We start from the raw sequence: 18,139 nt of genomic DNA on the forward strand, positions 1-18,139 counted from the left end.
GGGGCATGGCTATGGCTGAGACCACGGACAACGAACCGACCAAGAGCGTCACCGACTACCTGAAGGCGCACCTGCGCGAATACGGGCTGCTGTTCGCCCTGATCGCCATCATGGTCTTCTTCCAGATCATGACGCAGGGCACGTTGCTGCGGGCGGTGAACATCACCAACCTGCTGCTGCAGAACAGCTATATCATCATCATGGCGCTTGGCATGCTGATCGTCATCGTGTCGGGCAATATCGACCTGTCGGTGGGCTCGGTCATGGGGTTTGTGGGCGCGCTGGCGGCCGTGATGATCGTGAACCACGAGATACCCATTCTGGTCGCCATCGCCATCTGCATCGTCTGCGGCGGGCTGATCGGCGCGGCGCAGGGATATTGGGTGGCCTACTGGAAGATCCCGTCCTTCATCGTGACGCTGGCCGGCATGCTGGTGTTCCGCGGGCTGTCGCTGCTGCTGCTGGAAGGCCAGTCGGTCGGTCCCTTCCCGCGCGAATTCCAGGTGATCGCCAACGGTTTCGTGCCGGATGCCTTCCCGGCGGCCATCGGCCAAAGCCTCGCGCCGCTGTTCGGTGCCCGGCAGGTGAACGTGCTGGCGCTTGGCACCGGCATCGTCGCGGCGGCCATCATTCTCTGGATCGGCATGCGCAAGCGCGCCCGCAACCGGGCTTACGGCATCATGGACGAGCCGCGCAGCTTCTTCATCGCCCGCAATGCCATCGTCGGCGTGGCGCTGATCTTCATCATGTACAAGCTGTCCACCTTCCGGGGCCTGCCCAATGTGCTGATCACCATGGGCGTGCTGACCATCATCTACGCTTTCCTGACCGAAAAGACGGTGCTGGGCCGCCGGGTCTATGCCCTGGGCGGCAACCAGAAGGCCGCCAAGCTGTCGGGCATCAAGACCGAGCGGCTGACCTTCCTGGCCTTCGTCAACATGGGCATTCTGGCCGCCATCGCCGGTCTGGTGTTCGCCGCGCGGCTGAACACGGCGACGCCCAAGGCGGGGTTCGCGCTGGAACTGGACGTGATCGCGGCGGTGTTCATCGGCGGTGCCTCGATGTCCGGCGGGGTCGGCAAGATCGTCGGCGCCGTGGTCGGGGCCTTCCTGATGGGGGTGCTGAACAACGGCATGTCGATCATGGGCATCGGCATTGACTATCAGCAGATGATCAAGGGTCTGGTGCTTTTGGCGGCCGTCATCTTCGACGTTTACAACAAGAACAAGCAGGGCTGATCCATGACCTTCAAACCGGCCGAATGGCCCCGCAAGCTGCGCAGCCAGTCGTGGTACGGCGGTACCTCGCGCGACACCATCTATCACCGGGGCTGGATGAAGAACCAGGGCTACCCGCACGATCTGTTCGACGGGCGCCCGGTGATCGGCATCCTGAACACCTGGTCCGATCTGACCCCCTGCAACGGCCATCTGCGCGAGCTGGCCGAAAAGGTGAAGGCCGGGATCTGGGAGGCCGGGGGCTTCCCGGTCGAGGTGCCGGTATTCTCGGCCTCGGAAAACACCTTTCGGCCCACGGCGATGATGTTCCGCAACCTGGCCGCCCTTTCCATCGAGGAACAGATGCGCGGCCAGCCCATCGACGGCGCGGTGCTGCTGGTGGGGTGCGACAAGACCACCCCGTCGCTGCTGATGGCCGCGGCCTCGACCGACCTGCCGTCGATCGTGGTCACCGGCGGGCCGATGCTGAACGGCTATTTCCGGGGGGAACGGGTAGGCTCGGGCACCCACCTTTGGAAGTTCTCGGAAGCGGTGAAAGCCGGCGAGATGACCCAGGAGGATTTCCTGGAGGCCGAGCAATCCATGAGCCGCTCGACCGGTACCTGCAACACCATGGGCACCGCCAGCACCATGGCCTCGATGGCCGAGGCGCTTGGCATGGCGCTGTCGGGAAATGCTGCGATCCCGGCGGTGGACAGCCGCCGCCGCGTCATGGCGCAACTGTCCGGGCGGCGCATCGTGCAGATGGTCAAGGATGACCTGAAACCATCCGACATCATGACGAAAAAGGCGTTCGAGAACGCGATCCGCACCAATGGCGCCATCGGCGGCTCAACCAATGCGGTGATCCATTTGCTGGCCGTCGCGGGCCGGGTCGGCATCGACCTGAGCCTTGACGACTGGGACCGTTGCGGCCGCGACGTGGCGACCATCGTCAACCTGATGCCCTCGGGCAAATACCTGATGGAAGAGTTCTTCTATGCCGGTGGCCTGCCGGTGGTGCTGAAACGTCTGGGCGAAGGTGGCCAGTTGCACAAGGACGCCCTGACGGTCTCGGGCGACACCATCTGGGACGAGGTCAAGGACGTCATCAACTGGAACGAGGATGTGATCCTGCCGCTGGATCAGGCCCTGACCCCGCAGGGCGGCATCGCCGTGCTGAAGGGCAACCTTGCGCCCAAGGGGGCGGTGGTGAAACCTTCGGCCGCCTCGCCGCACCTGCTGACCCATCGTGGCCGGGCCGTCGTGTTCGAGGACATCGACGACTACAAGGCACGGATCGACGATGACGCGCTGGACATCGACGAGACCTGCGTGATGGTTCTGAAGAACTGCGGCCCCAAGGGCTATCCGGGTATGGCCGAGGTCGGCAACATGGGCCTGCCGCCCAAGGTTCTGAAGAAGGGGATCACCGACATGGTGCGCATTTCGGACGCGCGCATGTCAGGCACGGCCTATGGCACGGTGATCCTGCACACTTCGCCCGAGGCGGCGGCGGGCGGACCGCTGGCCGTGGTGCGCGATGGCGACATGATCGAGCTGGACGTGGCCGCGCGGCGCCTGCATCTCGACATCCCCGACGCTGAATTGACCGCCCGCCTTGAAACATGGTTCCCTGCACACCCCACCGCAGAGGGCGGCTATGAGTGGCTGCACCAGACCCATGTAGAAGGCGCCGATACCGGGGCGGATCTTGATTTTCTCAAGGGCTGCCGCGGCGCGCCCGTTGGAAAGGACTCTCATTGATGTTGATTGCTCTGGTTGGAATTGGAAAGATCGCGGTGGACCAGCATGTTCCGGCCATCGCCGGCAGCGCGGATTGGGAACTGGCCGCCACCGTCTCGCGCCATGGCACGGTCGATGGGGTCGAAGCCTTCACGGATTTCGGCAAGATGCTGGACGCGCGCCCGGATATCCGTGTCGTCTCGCTGTGCCTGCCGCCGGTGCCGCGCTATGACTATGCCGCGCAGGCGATCCGGGCCGGGCGTCATGTGATGCTGGAAAAGCCGCCCGGCGCGACCCTGTCCGAATGCCATGCGCTGCTGGATCTGGCCCGCGCGCACCGGGTGTCGCTTTACGCCACCTGGCATTCCCGGCAGGCCGACAAGGTGCCTGCGGCGAAAGCCTGGCTGGCCGACAAGACCCTGCGCAAGCTGACCGTGACCTGGAAAGAGGACGTGCGCCACTGGCATCCCGGGCAGGACTGGGTGTTCGATCCCGGTGGGCTGGGCATCTTCGATCCGGGCATCAACGCCCTGTCGATCGTGACCGAGATCCTGCCCGATCCGATCCATCTGACCGAGGCGCAGCTGCATTTTCCGGCCAACCGCGATACCCCGATTGCCGCGACCTGCCGCTTCCACCATCCCGGCGGCGCCGAGGTGTCGGCGGAACTGGACTGGCTGGAGCCCGGAACCCCGGTCTGGAACATCGAAGCCGTCACCGATGAAGGCACGCTGCTTCTGGAAAACGGCGGCGGCAAGATGACCGTGGACGGGCAAGTGCAGGACGCCATGCCCGGGCTGGCGGGCGAATACCCCCGCCTTTACGCGCAGATGGCCGATCTGGTGGCCCAGGGCGGTATCGACATGGACCTGGCGCCGATGCGTCACGTGGCCGACGCCTTCACCCTTGGGCAGCGCGTGGTGGCCCCGGCCTTCGAATGGTGAGGGCCACCGCCCCCTGATCCTTCTGACCGGATCTTCTTCCCGACACCGGCGCGGCCTGCTGCGCCGCGTTCCCCCCTGACAAGAGACCATTGCCATGACCCAACCCCTGACCGGCATCCTTCCCGTCGCCCCGACCCCGTTCTACGCCGACGGCCGCATCGACATCGACGGCATGCGCCGCGTGCTGGACTGCATGATCAACCAGGGCGTCGACGCGATCTGCATCCTTGCCAATTATTCGGAACAGTTCCTGCTGTCCGACGCGGAACGCGCTGCCCTGACCCGAGCCAGCCTGGAACATGTGGCGGGCCGGGTGCCGGTCATCGTCACGGTCAGCCATTTCGCCACGGAAATCGTCACCGCCCGCGCGCGTGAGGCCGAAGCCCTGGGCGCAGCGATGCTGATGATGATGGCGCCCTATCACGGTGTCGGGCTGGTGCCGTCCGAGGCCGGGATCTTCGAGCATTTTCAGGCGGCTTCCGATACGGTCAGCATTCCGATCATGGTGCAGGACGCCCCGATCTCGGGCGCGACCCTGTCAGTGCCGCTGCTGGTGCGCATGGCCCGCGAGATCGCGAACGTGTCTTACTTCAAGATGGAAACCCCCTTTGCCGCCGACAAGCTGGCCGCGCTGATCGAAGCCGGCGGGGATCACATCCTCGGCCCCTTCGATGGCGAAGAAGCCGTAACCCTGCTGGCCGATCTGGACGCCGGGTGCACCGGCACCATGACCTCGGCCCTGCAACCCGAGAAGATCCGCCCCATCGTCACCGGGTACCGCGCCGGAGACACCGATGCCGCGCTGGAGCAGTGGAAGCTCTGCCTGCCGCTGATCAACCACGAGAACCGCCAATGCGGGCTGCGCGCCGCCAAGACGGTGATGATGGCCGGCGGCGTGATCAAATCCGACCATGTGCGCCACCCGCTGAAGCCCATGACCGACCGCACCAAGGAACGGCTGCTGTCGCTGGCGGCTGAGCTTGATCTGATTGCGCTGAACTGGGGCAAATAGGAAAGGCGGGATGGGGCCGCGCACGCTACCTTCGGTGATCGCGGCTATTTCAACCCAAGTTCCGTCAGAACCTCTTCCGTGTGCTGGCCCTGCATCGGCGGCGGCATCGACGCGCGCGGCGCGGTGGTGGTGCGCACAGGGCAACCCACGAGGCGGATGGGGCCTGCGGTCGGATGGTCCACCTCGACGATCATGCCGTTCACGCCCGCTTCGGGGCGGGTCAGGGCCTGTTCGGGGCTCAGAACCTGCGCACAAAGAATGCCTTGCGCTTCCAGCGCCGGCAGCCATTCGGCGGTGGTCTTCTGCACCAGCCGCGCGGCCAGCAAGTCGCGCAGGGCCGCGCGGTTTTCGTACTGCGTCATCGGGTCGGAAAAGCGCGGATCCTGCGTCAGGTCCGGCAAACCAAGCCCCCGGCAGATCAATTGCACAGGATTGTCGGTGAACACCGGCGAGATCTCGATAAACCCATCCGCCGTGCGCCAGCTGTGTTGCAGGGTTTTCTCGGTCACCGACAGGTTCACGTCGCCGGTATCCGCAGCCGAGGGGTTCAGCGCGCGCGGCCCGTCCCACACATGGGCGGTCAATGCGGCGCTGTGCAGATCGGTGAAAACCTGTGTCCCCAGACCGGTCCGTGCGCGACTGACCAATGCCGCGAGGATCGCGTTGGACAGCAACAGCCCGGCGATATGATCCATCGACACCGTGGGCGGCGACGGCAGGCGGTCGCCGTCGGCAGCCGAAAACAGCCCACCCTCTGCCGCTGCCATCTGGGCATGGCCCGCCCGGCCCCGCGCGGCATCCGGTCCGGCCTCGCCCCAGCCTGAAGACGAAGCGTGGATCAGCTTGGGAAAGCGTGCGTGCAGGGTTTCGAAATCGATGCCCATCTTGCGGTCGACCCCGGGTCGAAAATTGTGCACCACCACGTCGGCAGTCGCCAACAGCTTGTCCAGCGCCGCCTGCCCGTCCTCGGCCTTCAGATCCAGCACGATCGAGCGCTTGTTGCGGTTCAGACCGGCAAACGGCAGGCTCACGTCCCCCGCGAACGGCCCCCAGGCTCGCGACCAGTCCCCCCGTCCGGGGCGTTCGATCTTGATCACATCGGCGCCGAAATCCGCCAGCAACAAGGTCGCGACCGGCCCTTGCCAGACATGGGTGAAATCCACGATCCGGATATCCTTGAGCAAATCATACATGGCAGATGTCCTGTGTTGTGCATGGCTTGGTCCCGGCAGATTGCCGGGACGGTGCATGGGGTCTTGCGGGCAGATCACGGGCAGCGACGCACCGCGCAACCGCACGACGTGTTGTCTTCATCATCATAGCCTCCCCCGCTGTTTCGGTCACACCCGCGGGCGCAACAGGTTGTCCGTCGCTGGACCGCATGGGCGGAACGCCCGCCTCGCCCGATGGCCACTCTCCGGCCCATTCAGTTAATCGTTTAATCTTGCCTTCACGCATCTTGTCAAGTCGGTCTGCGGGATTGGTCATGCGGACTCCCGCACTATCAGCTTCGGCGCGAGGTAGATCCGTTCCGGCGGGCGCTGGTTGTCCCGGATCCTTTCGATCAACGCCTCGGCCGCGCGACTGCCGATGGCACGGGGGAACAACTCCACGGTGGTCAGCGGCGGATTCCAGGCGGCGGATTCGGGCAGGTTGTCAAACCCGATGACCGCCACATCCCGTCCAACCTTTCGGCCCATCTTGTACAGCGCGGCATAGGCACCGATGGCGACATAGTCGTTAAAACACACGATGGCCGATGTGTCGGGGTCTTGCGCCAGCAAGTCCAGTACCGCGTCCTGCCCGAACTGCCGGGTGGCCGGGCCGGAAAGATCGCGCACCAGCGTCAGATCGGGATCGCGACGCTGCATGGCGTATTTGACGCCCTCGCATCGGCGGATCCGGTTGGTGTTGCCCACAAGGCCACCCATAAAGGCGATGCGCCGACACCCACGATCCAGGATATGCTCGCCGGCCATCACCCCGGCCTGGAAGTTGTCAAACCCTATGAAATCAGCCGCATAGCCGGGAAAATCCCGCACGCACAGCACGAAGGGAATGCCGTTTTCGCGGATCACGTCGAAATCCGCCTCCTGCGAGCCGGTGGCCGAAGAAATGATCAAGCCGGCAACCCCTTGCCCGATCATGGTTTCAATCACTGATCTCTGGGTGTCCCGATCGTCCTGCGTGTTGGCAATGACCGAAAGATAGCCCGCGCTGGCGGCTTCGGTTTCCACATTGGCGGACAGTTCCGCAAAGAACGGGTTGGAGATGTCATTGACCACAAGCCCGATCAGCAGCGACTGGCCGGACCGCAATCGCGAGGCGGATTTGTTCAGGATGAATCCCAGTTCACGGGCCGAGTTGCGCACATGTTTGCGGGTCTTGTCCGAGATGCTGCCCTTGTCATTCAGCACCAGCGACACCGTGGCCGCCGAGACCCCGGCGTGTTCGGCAACTTCCTTGATGCTCACGCGCTTCTTCTGCACCTGAAGTCTCCTGCAATTCGCAAGGCGTCGCCCCGTGCTTCACAACCAGAGCGGTCGATCTTCAGTCAGCGCCCCGGGACCCAAAATAAATTAAACGTTTTATGCCCCCATCACAAGGTGCCTGACCTTGGCCTGATCAGGTGCGCAAGGGCCGCGCCGGAAAGGCACCGTTCCGGCGGGTCCGGACTCCTGCCTCAACCCTTCGCAGGTGTCTGGGTGCGGGCCGTGTAGATGCCGCCAGTCAGCCAGTCGGGCCAGTCACGTTCGAAAAACGCCTTCGCGGTCTCGTCGAAGGTGCGGTTCGGGCGGGTGCTCAGGTCAAACCCCTCGCCTGTCCAGCGCACCACGATCTGCTCGGCCTGATGCGCGGGCTTCTCGGTGCGGAAGCGGAAGCCCTCCAGCGGACCGGAGCGCGCCATGGGCAACGCCTCGCCCCCGGTTTCGCAGATCGCCCGCGCGCCGCGACTGCCACCGCCCCCTTCGATGTAGTGATCCAGCGCCGTGATGACGGCTTCGGAGACCAGCGCCATCTGCTGCCATTGGACCACGCGCCCCACCTCGGCGGGGCGATTGAAGGACATCCCCTGCGCCCGAATGTCGGCGTTCAGACGGGCGGCGTCGGTGCGGGCGGCGGCCACCGTTTCGGGGGTGCAGATGATGCCGACATTGTCGCTCATCCGGGCCTGCACGGCCTCGCGCACGTCAGCATGGGTCAGGGGACTGTCCCGGTTCAGAAGACCGGTCACGGCAGTCACGGCGTCGGCCACCAGACCCGACAGATCGCCCTTGGGCGCGGTGTCGGCGGTGCCGCTGGCGGCAATGTGCTCTGCCGCCCGTGTGCCGAACACCTGGCCCGCGTTCAGGGCCGACCCACCGGGGCGGGTGACCCCATGGGTGCCTGCGGCTTCGCCCACCGCATAGACCCCCGCCAGGCTGCTTTGGCCCCAGATATCCACTTTCACGCCGCCGTTCATGTGCTGGTTGTTGACCGAGAACTCCAGCGGGTCGGCGGCGATATCCACCTTGTAGCGGCGGTACAATTCGATCGCGAGCGGGTTCATGTGGCGCAACCGGTCGATCGGCAACGCCTGCACGGCACCGGCGTTGCGCAGGTAGGTGCTGACGTCCGGATCCAGCCGCGCAAGGCTGAACGGCCGATCCCCCGGCACCGGCAGCGGGTTACGGTTGAAATCCATGAACACCCGCCGCCCGGACTGGGTTTCACGGAAGATCGCCAGATCGACAAGGCTGGAGGCAAAGTCCAGCATCCGTGTGGCGTGGAACGGCCATTGATAGCCCTTGCGGAAGATGTTCGAGGCCATCTCCTGCGTGGTGCGATAGTAGTCGCCAAGGAAATGCCGCTCGGCACCGCTGCCATCAACCGAATAGATGTGCGGGATCACCTGCACATAGGTGCCCGACAGGTTCCACGGAAACCCCTCGCGCCGGGTGCTGATCCCGAATTGCGCCTCGGTGATGTTTGTCACTTCGATGCCGGCCTCCAGCGCCATGCCCAGCGAACCGAAGCAGCCGTTGGGAAAAACGCTGTCGCGGTACAACTCGCCGGGGCCGCCTGCGGCCAGCACAATCACCGGGCATTGGAACACGCAGACCCCAAGGGGGTTGTCGGCGCTGCGGTCCCTGCTACGGATGGCCAGCAGCCCGGCCACCCGCCGGTTGTCGCCAGTGCCGTCGGTCAGAAGCCGCAATCCGGTGGTCTGGTTGAAGATCGGAATACCAAGGCGCAGCGCCTCTTCGGCCAGCACCCGCACCATCAGACGAGAGGTGCGCGGCCCGCAACTGGTGGCGCGGCCGACCTCGTCATGGTCGGTCTGATAGCGCAGGGTGCCGCCCAGTTCATCCTGCGGCAGCGGCAACCCGAGATATTGCAACGACGCCATGGCCCGGCCCGAACCCACGGCCTCGATATAGGCGGTGTCCTCGTCCATCGCGCCGCCCGCCCGGATTGCCCGCGCCATCGACGTGTAGTTGTCGCCCTGGTCCGAGGTGTTGGCCGTGTGCAGAGTCTGCTTGTCCGACCCCGAGCAGGCCGAGGTGCCGCCCCAGGCGCTTTGGCTGACCACCACCACATCGCCGCCGCGCCGCTTCAGTTCGACCGCCGCGCGCAGGCCCGCAGCGCCGCTGCCCAGCACGACACAGCCACAGCGATAGGTCGGCAGCCGCTGACCGTCCACGTTGGTGATCTCGGGAAAGGGCGGTTCGGGCGCCAACCGGGGCATGTCCACATCGGTCAGCGCGTCCAGGATGCTTTGGGAAATGTCGGTCGTCACAGCAGCGGTTCCGTTCCTGTTTCAGTCTTGCAGAGGGCGGCACCCTGCCATCCGGCTTGAGGCGCGCACGATCAGGTCCACCGGCGTGCGGGTTTCGGGCTCGGGCTTCTGGTCCTTTTCCAGCCACGCCAGAACCGAACCGGCAATACCCGCCCCGAAATCCGAGATGAAGGTTCTCACCGAGGACAGGCCGGGAAAGGCGTGGGCGCATTCGTCGATGTCGTCGAAGCCTACCACCAGCAGGTCACGCCCGACCTGCCGGCCCGCCTGTGCACAGCCACTCAGCACCCCAAGGCCGATCAGATCGTTGAAGCACATCACGGCATCCACATCGCCATGGGTCTTGGCCAGCGTACAGGCGATGTCATGGCCAAACTTCCTGCTGGCGCGACCGGGCAGGAACAGCGGCTCCATCCCCGCGATCTCAAGCCGTTCCAGATAGCACGACAGGCGTTCCTCGGTAATGGGGCGGCCCTCGATCCCGCCCAGAAAGGCGATGCGGCGCGCGCCCTGCCAGACCAGATGATCCACCGCCGACCATGTCCCGCCGCGAAAATCCGGGGCACACAGCGGGATGCCCGATCCGGGCGGTGCCACCCGGCGCAGTACCTGCAGGCAGGGCAGACCGGACCGGCGGATCGCGTCAAAGGTATCCTGCTGCCCGCCGTAGGCCGGACAGATGACCAGCGCCGACACCCCGTGTTCGATCATGGCCGAGACCACCTGCGCCTGCAGCGCCGGATCGTCGTCGGTGTTGGCCACCACGGTGACATAGCCGCGCGCCGACAGGGCCATCTGCACCGCCGTTGCGAATTCCGAGAAGAACGGGTTGCGCAGATCATTGATGACCAGCCCGATCAGCCCCGCGTTGGAGCGGCGCAGCTTGGCCGCAGCACGGTTGTAGACATAGCCCAGATCGGCCATCGCCTTGCGCACCTGATCCCGCGTGTCGGCTTTGACCAGCGGCGAATTCTGCAGAACAAGGCTGACGGTGGATTTCGAAACCCCGGCGGCGCGGGCGACATCGACGATGGTCGGTCTGCGGCTCATTCAGATCCCATGCGCCTCCCGGATCAGGTCGGCGGCCTTCTCGGCGATCATGATGGTCGGCGCATTGGTGTTCGACGATACCAGCCGCGGCATCACCGAGGCATCGGCGACCCGCAGCCCGTCGATCCCCCGGAACCGCAGGCTTGTATCCAGCACCGCTGCCGCATCCGGCCCCATGCGACAGGTGCCCGCCGGATGGTGGTCGGTCTTGGAATGGGCGCAGGCGAAGTCGAAATAGTCCTGATCGCTGCGCACCTCGGGGCCCGGCAGCCGTTCGGCCTTGACGAAGGGCTTCAGCGCGTCCTGCCGCAGGATCTTCTGCGCCAGCTTCAGACCCCGTATCGACATCTCGCGGTCGTGCGGATCCTGCCAATAGTTCGGGTCGATCAGCGGCGCGGCCATCGGATCGGCCGAAGCCAGCCGCACGGTGCCCCGCGACCGTGGCCGCAGGTAGGCCGAGTTCAGCGTCACCCCGCCTTCTGGCATGGCCGCCACCCCGGCCTCGATCCCCGAGCCAAGGCCAAGGTGGAACTGGATGTCGGGCGAGCGCGCGTCGGGTTCGGCATACCAGAAGCCGCCGGTCTCGAACAGGCTGGAGGCCACCGGCCCCTTGCGCGTCAACAAGTATTGCAGCCCGGCCAGCACCGACCATTGCGGCTTGGCATAGCGGTCATAGGTGTGCGGCCCGGTGCATTCGGCGATCACGAACAGGTCAATATGGTCTTGCAGGTTGGACCCCACCTCGGGCTGGTCGAACACCACCGGCAGACCAAGACCGGTCAGATGATCGGCGGGACCGATCCCCGACAGCATCAGCAGGCGCGGGCTGCCGATGGCGCCGGACGACAGGATCACCTCGGCCCCGGCGCGCAGCACGCCTTCGCCCGCGATCTCGACCCCGATGGCGCGCCCACCCTCGACCACGATGCGCGAAACCTGGGCGCCGGTGCGGATGGTCAGGTTCGGACGCTTGCGCACCGCCGGGGTCAGAAACCCCATGGAGGCCGAACAGCGCCGGGTGTTGCGCTGGGTCAGCTGGTAATAGCCGACGCCGTCCTGGGCTTCACCAGTCATGTCGTAATTGCGCGGAATGCCAAGGCTGGCGGCAGCCTCGAAATAAGCCTCGCAGATGGGCAGCGGCGCCGCTGGCTGGCTGACCCCCAGAGGCCCGCCGGTGCCGTGAAAGCGGTCGTCGTAGGTATCGTTGTCCTCGGACCGGCGGAAATAGGGCAGCACATCGTCATAACCCCAGCCATCGCAGCCCATCTGCCGCCATTCGTCATAGTCCAGCGCGTTGCCACGGGTGTAGATTTGCGCGTTGATGGTGGAGCCGCCGCCCAGCACCTTGGCTTGTGTGTACGGGATGACCATGCCCTTCATGTGCGTCTGCGGCACCGTCTTCCAGCCCCAGGACCCGATGCCCTTGGTCATCTTCGCAAAGCCTGCGGGCAGGTGATACAACGGATGCCGGTCGCCGCCACCGGCCTCCAGCAACAGCACCGAGGTTCCGGCATTCTCGCTCAGCCGCGCCGCCAGAACCGAACCGGCCGAGCCGCCGCCGACGATGATGAAATCATGAACTGTCGTCATAGCCGTTCTCCCGGACCATGAAGGATCGAATGTCTGACCACGGGGGCCGCCCTATATCGCAAGGTCGGTGTCCCGGATGTGATCTGCGGTGCGCATGGCCAGTGCCGAGATGGTCAGCGCCGGGTTGACAGCGGCCGAAGTCGGCAGCACCGAGGCATCGGCAATGAACAGGTTGGGATGATCGTGGCTGCGCCCGAAAGGATCGACCACGCTGGCACGCGGATCCGCCCCCATCCGCGCGGTGCCGCATTGATGCGACGGCGTGCGCCGATCAAAGGCGCGCGACAGGATGACGGGAAACCCGGCCTTGCGCAGGAGGGTTTTCAGCCGCGCCACCAGCGCCTCATGCGCCGGCCAGTTCGACCGTTTCCAGTCCAGCACCACCTGCCCATCGCGCAGGGTAACCCGGCTGTCCGGATTTGGCAGGTCTTCGGACATGGCGTAGAAATCGACGGACCGGGCCGCGATCCAATGGGCCAGCGGACGCGGCAAGCTGGTGGTGGCCGTCAGGATCCGACCCGAGATCTTGCCCAGCAGTTGCACATTGCCCAGCGGGGTGCCGCCCGCGCCGCCGGTCAGGTAGAAATCGTTCAGCGCCAGTGTTTTTTGATAGACAGACGGGTTCTTGCGTAGCGGATGCAGGGCCAGCACCGCCGAGCAGTTGTGGTTCATGAAGTTGCGCCCCACCTGGTCGGAGCGGTTGGCCAGCCCCGCCGGACGGTCCGCATCCGCCGATCCCAGCAACAGGGCCGCGCTTTGCACCGCGCCCGCCGCCAGCACGATGACCGGGGCGGTCAGGGTCTCGCCGCCCCCGGGGGTATCGACCTCGATGCCGGTGATCCCCCCGCCAGCGCCAGCCAGCAGTCGCCGCACGCGGCACCCGGTGCGCAGGGTGACATTGTCGTGGGACAAGGCCCGGGCAAGGGCCGCGGTCTCGGCATCCAGCTTGCCGCCACGGGTTTCGGGAAACCCGTCCCAGGGCGTTTGCCCGCCGGCCAGCCAGCGGTCGATATCCACCGCCAGCGGGATCGCGGAAGGATGCAGCCCCAGCGCCGTCAGGCGGCGGCGCAGGTCGGCGATCACCGGCTCGTCCGGTACGGGGGGATGCGGATAGGGGCGGTTGCGCGGCGGCTCGGTCGGGTCGTTACCGGCGGCCCCGCGCACCTGGAACAGCGCCTCGGCCTGATCATAATAGGGCACCAGCGTGTCATAGCCGATGGGCCAGCCCGGCGTGGTGCCGCCAAGATGCGTCAGCGGCGCAAAGTCCTGCGTGCGAAAGCGATACATGGCGCCGCCGAAGAACTTCGAATTGCCGCCGACCATGTAGTAGTTGCCGGGGCAAAAGTCGCGCCCAAGCGCGTCCTGCCAGCCCTCGCCGGACCGGAAGTGATCTGTCCCGAAGATCACGCCGGCATCCCGATCCTCGGCGCAGGGGCGCAGATGTTCGCCGCGCTCCAGAATCAGGATCCGGCGCCCGGACGGGGCGAGAGAGGCCGCCAGCGAGGCCCCGCCCATTCCAGATCCGATGACGATCACTTCGGGTGCAGTCATGGCACGATGCGACGCTCGGTTTCGGGATCGAAGGCCACGGCCTTTTCCATGTTGATGGCGAATTCGAACATCTCGCCCGGCCCGACCGAGGCATCCGCCCGCATCCGCGCGATGGAATCCTGCCCCGCCAGCGTCATGGTCGCGAAGGTGTCCGAGCCCGCGGGCTCGGTGACGCTGACCCGGTTGGTCATCGGAATGATGCACGAGGATGCCCGGTCGGCGCCCTCGGGATCGGTGATCGCCTCGGGCCGGATGCCAAGGATGATCTTGCGCCCGGCCCATTCAGACAGGTTCTGCTGATGCAGTCGCAGGTGCAGCGGTGCGCCGTCGGCATCGGTGGTCACCGCGTGCGGCGCGCCGTCGATCATGGCAACCTCGACCGGCAACAGGTTCATCGACGGGCTGCCCATGAAGCCCGCCACAAACAGGTTGGTCGGGGTGTCGTAAATCTCTTTCGGGGTGCCAAGCTGTTGCACATAACCGTTGTACATCACCGCGATCCGGGTCGAGAGGGTCATCGCCTCGATCTGGTCGTGGGTCACATAGACGATGGTGGTCTTCAGCTTTTCGTGCAGTTTCTTGATCTCGGTGCGCATGTCGACACGCAGCTTGGCATCCAGGTTCGACAAGGGTTCGTCAAACAGGAACACATCCGGATTGCGCACCAGTGCCCGTCCCATCGCCACCCGCTGCCGCTGACCGCCCGAAAGCTGCCCCGGCTTGCGATCCAGCAGCGGCGTGATCTGCAACAGCGCCGCGACATCCGCCAGCGCCTTGTCACGCTCGGGCTTGGGGACACCGTGCATTTCCAGCCCGAAGGTCATGTTCTGGCCCACGGTCATGTTGGGGTAGAGTGCGTAGCTCTGGAACACCATGGCGATGTTGCGCTTGGACGGATGCACGCCGTTGACCACCCGCCCCTTGATCGACACATCGCCCGAGGTGATGCTTTCCAGCCCGGCGATCATGTTCAGAAGCGTGGACTTGCCACAGCCCGACGGACCGACCAGCACAAGGAATTCGCCCTCTTCAACCGAAATGTCCACATGGTGCAGAACCTCGGTGTTGCCGTAGGACTTGGTAACATTGGAGATATCGAGAAAGCCCATCGGGTTATCCTTTGACCGAACCCGCCATCAGGCCGCGCACGAAATAGCGGCCAGCGACGATGTAGACGAGAAGCGTGGGAAGTGCCGCGAGGATCGCTCCGGCGAAATGCACGTTGTATTCCTTTACCCCGGTGGAGGATTGCACGAGGTTGTTCAAAGCCACCGTCATCGGCGCTTTCGATCCCGAGGCGAACGAGGCTCCGAACAGGAAGTCGTTCCAGATGTTGGTGAACAGCCAGATGACGCAGACCACCGTGATGGGCCCGGACACCGGCACCATGATCCGCCAGAAGATCTGGAAGAACCCGGCGCCGTCGATCATCGCCGCGCGCACCAGTTCGGTCGGGAAGGCGGAATAGTAGTTGCGGAAGTACAGGGTCGAGAACCCGATGCCATAGACCACGTGCACCAGCACCAGCCCGGCAGTGGATCCGGCCAGCCCCATGATCCCCAGCATCCGCGCCATCGGGATCAGCACGATCTGGAACGGGATGAAGCAGGAAAACAGCATCAGGCCGAACAGCAGCGTGTCACCCCGGAACCGCCATTTGGTCAGCACATAGCCGTTCAGCGCGCCAAGTGCCGTGCAGATCAGCACCGCCGGCACCACCATGAACAGCGAGTTCAGGAAGTATGGACGCAGACCCGTCGGCTCGACGCCGATCTGCGCCGTGGACCAGGCCGACGCCCAGGGCGCGAAGGTCAGTTCCTTCGGCAGGGCCATCATGTTGCCTTCGGTGATCTCGCTCAGCGGTTTGACCGAGTTCACCAGCATCACGAAGAACGGCAGCAGGTAGAACAGGGCAAAGACCAGCAGAACCACGTAGATGAAGGTGCGGGCAATGCGTCCGGTGCGGATGGCGGTTTCCTGTGTGGCGGCGGACATCAGGGTTTCTCCCGCAATTCGGCGTAAAGATAGGGCGTCATGATCGCGGCGATGGTCATCAGCATGATCACGGCGCTGGAGGCACCCACCCCCATCAGGTTTCGCGAGAAGGTGTAGGAATACATGAAGGTCGCGGGCAGTTCGGTGGCCCGGCCCGGTCCGCCGCCGGTCAGGGCGATGACAAGGTCATAGGATTTGATCGCCAGATGGCTGAGGATCACGAAGGCCGACAGGAAGGCCGGTCTCAGCAGCGGGATCACAATGCGCCGATACAGGTTCCAGTTCGACGCACCGTCGATCTGGGCGGCTTTCAGGATCTCGTTGTCGATGCCGCGCAGGCCGGCCAGAAACATCGCCATGACGAAGCCGCTGGTCTGCCAGACGGCGGCGATGACGATGGTGTAGATCGCCATGTTGCGATCCTTGATCCAGCCGAATTCGAAACTTTCCCAGCCCCACAGGTGCATGGTGTTTTCCAGCCCGATGCCGGGATCCAGAAACCATTTCCACGCGGTGCCGGTGACGATGAAACTCAGCGCCATGGGATACAGGTAGATCGGCCGCAACATGCCCTCGCCGCGGATCTTCTGATCCAGCAGGATGGCCAGCGTCAGGCCGATGGCGGTGCAGATGACGATGTAGAGGGTCGCGAAGATGGCGAGATTGGTGATCGCGGTCCACCAATGGCTCAGCCCCCACAGCTTGCGATAATTCTCGAAGCCCACCCAGTCATAGCTGGGCAGCATCTTGGAGTTGGTGAAGCTGAGATACAGGGTGAACAGGATGAACCCGTAGACGAACACCAGCACGGCGGCCAGTGACGGCGACAGAACCAGCTTTGGGATCCAGTTCTGCAGCCGTGTCCGGAAATCGACCTCGGCGGATTGATGCGCCATTACGCCTCCTGTCCCGCACGGGCGCGCGGAAATGCGATTGTTCTGGTTGGATCGGACCCGGCCGGTGAAAGGCCCGGCAATTCCGGGGCGCGGTGCAGGACCACGCCCCGGAGACCTGCGCCTTACTGCGCGCCTTCGACAGCGTTCACCAGTTCCTCGGTCGCGGTGGCCGAGTCGTATTCGCCGTTGAAATGCGCCGTCACGACATCATAGATGGCGTTCTTGACAGCCGCCGGGTTGGCATGGCCGTGGGCCATCGACCCGAACAGATTGCCCGACGACGCGGCCGCGGCCAGGTCCTTCATCCCCTGCTTGCCGCAGTCGTCGAAGGCCTCGTCAGACACGTCGGTGCGCGCCGGGACCGAGCCCTTGACCACGTTGAAGGCCGATTGGAACGTCGGCGACAGGATCGCCGTGGCAAGGGCCGCCTGTTCTGGCGACACCACACCGCCCTGATCGAACATCATGAACTGGTCAGCGTTGAAGGTGACCTGATCGCCGGTTCCGGGGAACCGGAAGCACAGGAAGTCCTGACCGGGCACCTTGCCGGCATTCAGGAATTCGCCCTTGGCCCAGTCACCCATCATCTGGAAACCGGCTTCGCCATTGATGACCATCGCCGTTGCCAGGTTCCAGTCGCGACCCGAGAAGTTGTCGTCGACGTTGGCGCGGATATAGGCCATGCGGTCGAAGGATTCCTTCATCGCATCCGAACCGAGCGCTTCGGGATCCAGGTCGATGAAGGCCGCCTTGTAGAGATCCGGGCCGCCGGTCGACATGACGACAGCGTCAAAGATCGTCGCATCCTGCCAGGCCTGTCCGCCATGGGCGATCGGTGTAATCCCCGCCGCTTTCAGCGTTTCCACCGCAGCGACGAAATCATCCCAGGTTTCGGGAACGGCAATTCCGTTGTCGTCGAGCACCGCCTTGTTCGCCCAGACCCAGTTGGTCGAATGAACGTTGACCGGGGCCGCGATCCATTTGCCGTCATACTTGGCAAAGAACTGCAGCGCCTCGGGAACAACGGCGTCCCAGCCTTCCTGGGCGGCGACATCGTTCAGGTCCGCAAGCGAGCCCTGCTCGCCCCAGTCGAGAATGTCGAACCCAAGCGCCTGCACGGCGGTGGGCGCATCCCCGGCGGTGACACGGGCGCGCAGAACGGTCATTGCCTGTTCGCCGCCGCCGCCGGCAACCGGCATGTCCAGCCAGCCGATGCCCTGACCGGCCAGGTCTTCCTTCAGCACGTTCAGCGCCGCGGCTTCCCCGCCACTGGTCCACCAGTGCAGAACTTCCACGTCCTCGGCTTTAACCATGCTGGTGGTCGCTGCCAGGGCGCAGGCCACTGTCATCGTCTTTCC

General features: G+C 64.8%; 14 protein-coding genes. 4 read left to right on the plus strand and 10 right to left on the minus strand.

Translation table 11 applies throughout. From position 1 onward, the window contains the following. Positions 1–5: 5 nt before the first annotated feature. The 4 genes from mmsB (at position 6) to H8B03_RS16395 (ending at position 4,919) form a co-directional block, all read left to right on the plus strand. Complete coding sequence (mmsB, locus tag H8B03_RS16380) at positions 6–1,238, plus strand: multiple monosaccharide ABC transporter permease (RefSeq protein ID WP_193142969.1); 1,233 nt, start codon at positions 6–8, stop codon at positions 1,236–1,238. Positions 1,239–1,241: 3 nt separating this feature from the next. Continuing rightward, positions 1,242–2,984, plus strand: coding sequence for an L-arabinonate dehydratase (gene araD / locus H8B03_RS16385; protein ID WP_193142970.1), 1,743 nt, complete (start codon positions 1,242–1,244; stop codon positions 2,982–2,984). Then, the gene (locus tag H8B03_RS16390) at positions 2,984–3,907 is read left to right on the plus strand and encodes a Gfo/Idh/MocA family protein (protein ID WP_193142971.1); all 924 of its coding nucleotides are present in this window, start codon (positions 2,984–2,986) and stop codon (positions 3,905–3,907) included. Before araD ends, H8B03_RS16390 begins: the two co-directional genes overlap by 1 nt. A 94-nt stretch (positions 3,908–4,001) precedes the next feature. Continuing rightward, positions 4,002–4,919 carry a dihydrodipicolinate synthase family protein gene (locus H8B03_RS16395; protein WP_193142972.1) on the plus strand — a complete coding sequence of 306 codons (918 nt, stop codon included), beginning with the start codon at positions 4,002–4,004 and terminating at the stop codon, positions 4,917–4,919. A 44-nt stretch (positions 4,920–4,963) separates the two neighbouring features. Here the strand turns inward: H8B03_RS16395 and H8B03_RS16400 are convergent, their stop codons facing one another. From H8B03_RS16400 to H8B03_RS16445, 10 genes are all read right to left on the minus strand, one after another. Further along, positions 4,964–6,112 carry a CaiB/BaiF CoA-transferase family protein gene (locus tag H8B03_RS16400; RefSeq protein WP_193142973.1) on the minus strand — a complete coding sequence of 383 codons (1,149 nt, stop codon included), beginning with the start codon at positions 6,110–6,112 and terminating at the stop codon, positions 4,964–4,966. 291 nt (positions 6,113–6,403) lie between these two features. Beyond that, on the minus strand, positions 6,404–7,408 hold the full coding sequence (locus H8B03_RS16405) for a LacI family DNA-binding transcriptional regulator (RefSeq protein ID WP_193142974.1): 1,005 nt from the start codon (positions 7,406–7,408) through the stop codon (positions 6,404–6,406). Positions 7,409–7,602: 194 nt separating this feature from the next. Next, positions 7,603–9,699, minus strand: a complete 2,097-nt coding sequence (locus tag H8B03_RS16410) for an FAD-binding protein (RefSeq protein WP_193142975.1) — start codon at positions 9,697–9,699, stop codon at positions 7,603–7,605. Positions 9,700–9,720: 21 nt separating this feature from the next. Next, positions 9,721–10,749, minus strand: coding sequence for a LacI family DNA-binding transcriptional regulator (locus H8B03_RS16415; RefSeq protein WP_193142976.1), 1,029 nt, complete (start codon positions 10,747–10,749; stop codon positions 9,721–9,723). Next, positions 10,750–12,339: a GMC family oxidoreductase gene (locus H8B03_RS16420; protein WP_193142977.1), complete on the minus strand. Its 1,590-nt coding sequence runs from the start codon at positions 12,337–12,339 to the stop codon at positions 10,750–10,752. 51 nt (positions 12,340–12,390) lie between these two features. Beyond that, positions 12,391–13,890, minus strand: coding sequence for an FAD-dependent oxidoreductase (locus H8B03_RS16425; RefSeq protein WP_193142978.1), 1,500 nt, complete (start codon positions 13,888–13,890; stop codon positions 12,391–12,393). Then, positions 13,887–14,999, minus strand: a complete 1,113-nt coding sequence (locus H8B03_RS16430; RefSeq protein ID WP_193142979.1) for an ABC transporter ATP-binding protein — start codon at positions 14,997–14,999, stop codon at positions 13,887–13,889. The genes H8B03_RS16425 and H8B03_RS16430 overlap by 4 nt, the downstream gene beginning before the upstream one ends. A 4-nt stretch (positions 15,000–15,003) precedes the next feature. Beyond that, complete coding sequence (locus H8B03_RS16435) at positions 15,004–15,885, minus strand: carbohydrate ABC transporter permease (RefSeq protein ID WP_193142980.1); 882 nt, start codon at positions 15,883–15,885, stop codon at positions 15,004–15,006. Further along, entirely contained in the window at positions 15,885–16,781 is an 897-nt protein-coding gene (locus H8B03_RS16440) for a carbohydrate ABC transporter permease (RefSeq protein ID WP_193142981.1), read from the minus strand. Before H8B03_RS16440 ends, H8B03_RS16435 begins: the two co-directional genes overlap by 1 nt. Before the next feature lie 122 nt (positions 16,782–16,903). Next, positions 16,904–18,130 carry an ABC transporter substrate-binding protein gene (locus H8B03_RS16445; protein ID WP_226926053.1) on the minus strand — a complete coding sequence of 409 codons (1,227 nt, stop codon included), beginning with the start codon at positions 18,128–18,130 and terminating at the stop codon, positions 16,904–16,906. Positions 18,131–18,139: the final 9 nt, after the last annotated feature.

The organism is Meridianimarinicoccus sp. MJW13 (genome assembly GCF_014901205.1).
Taxonomy (GTDB): domain Bacteria; phylum Pseudomonadota; class Alphaproteobacteria; order Rhodobacterales; family Rhodobacteraceae; genus Meridianimarinicoccus.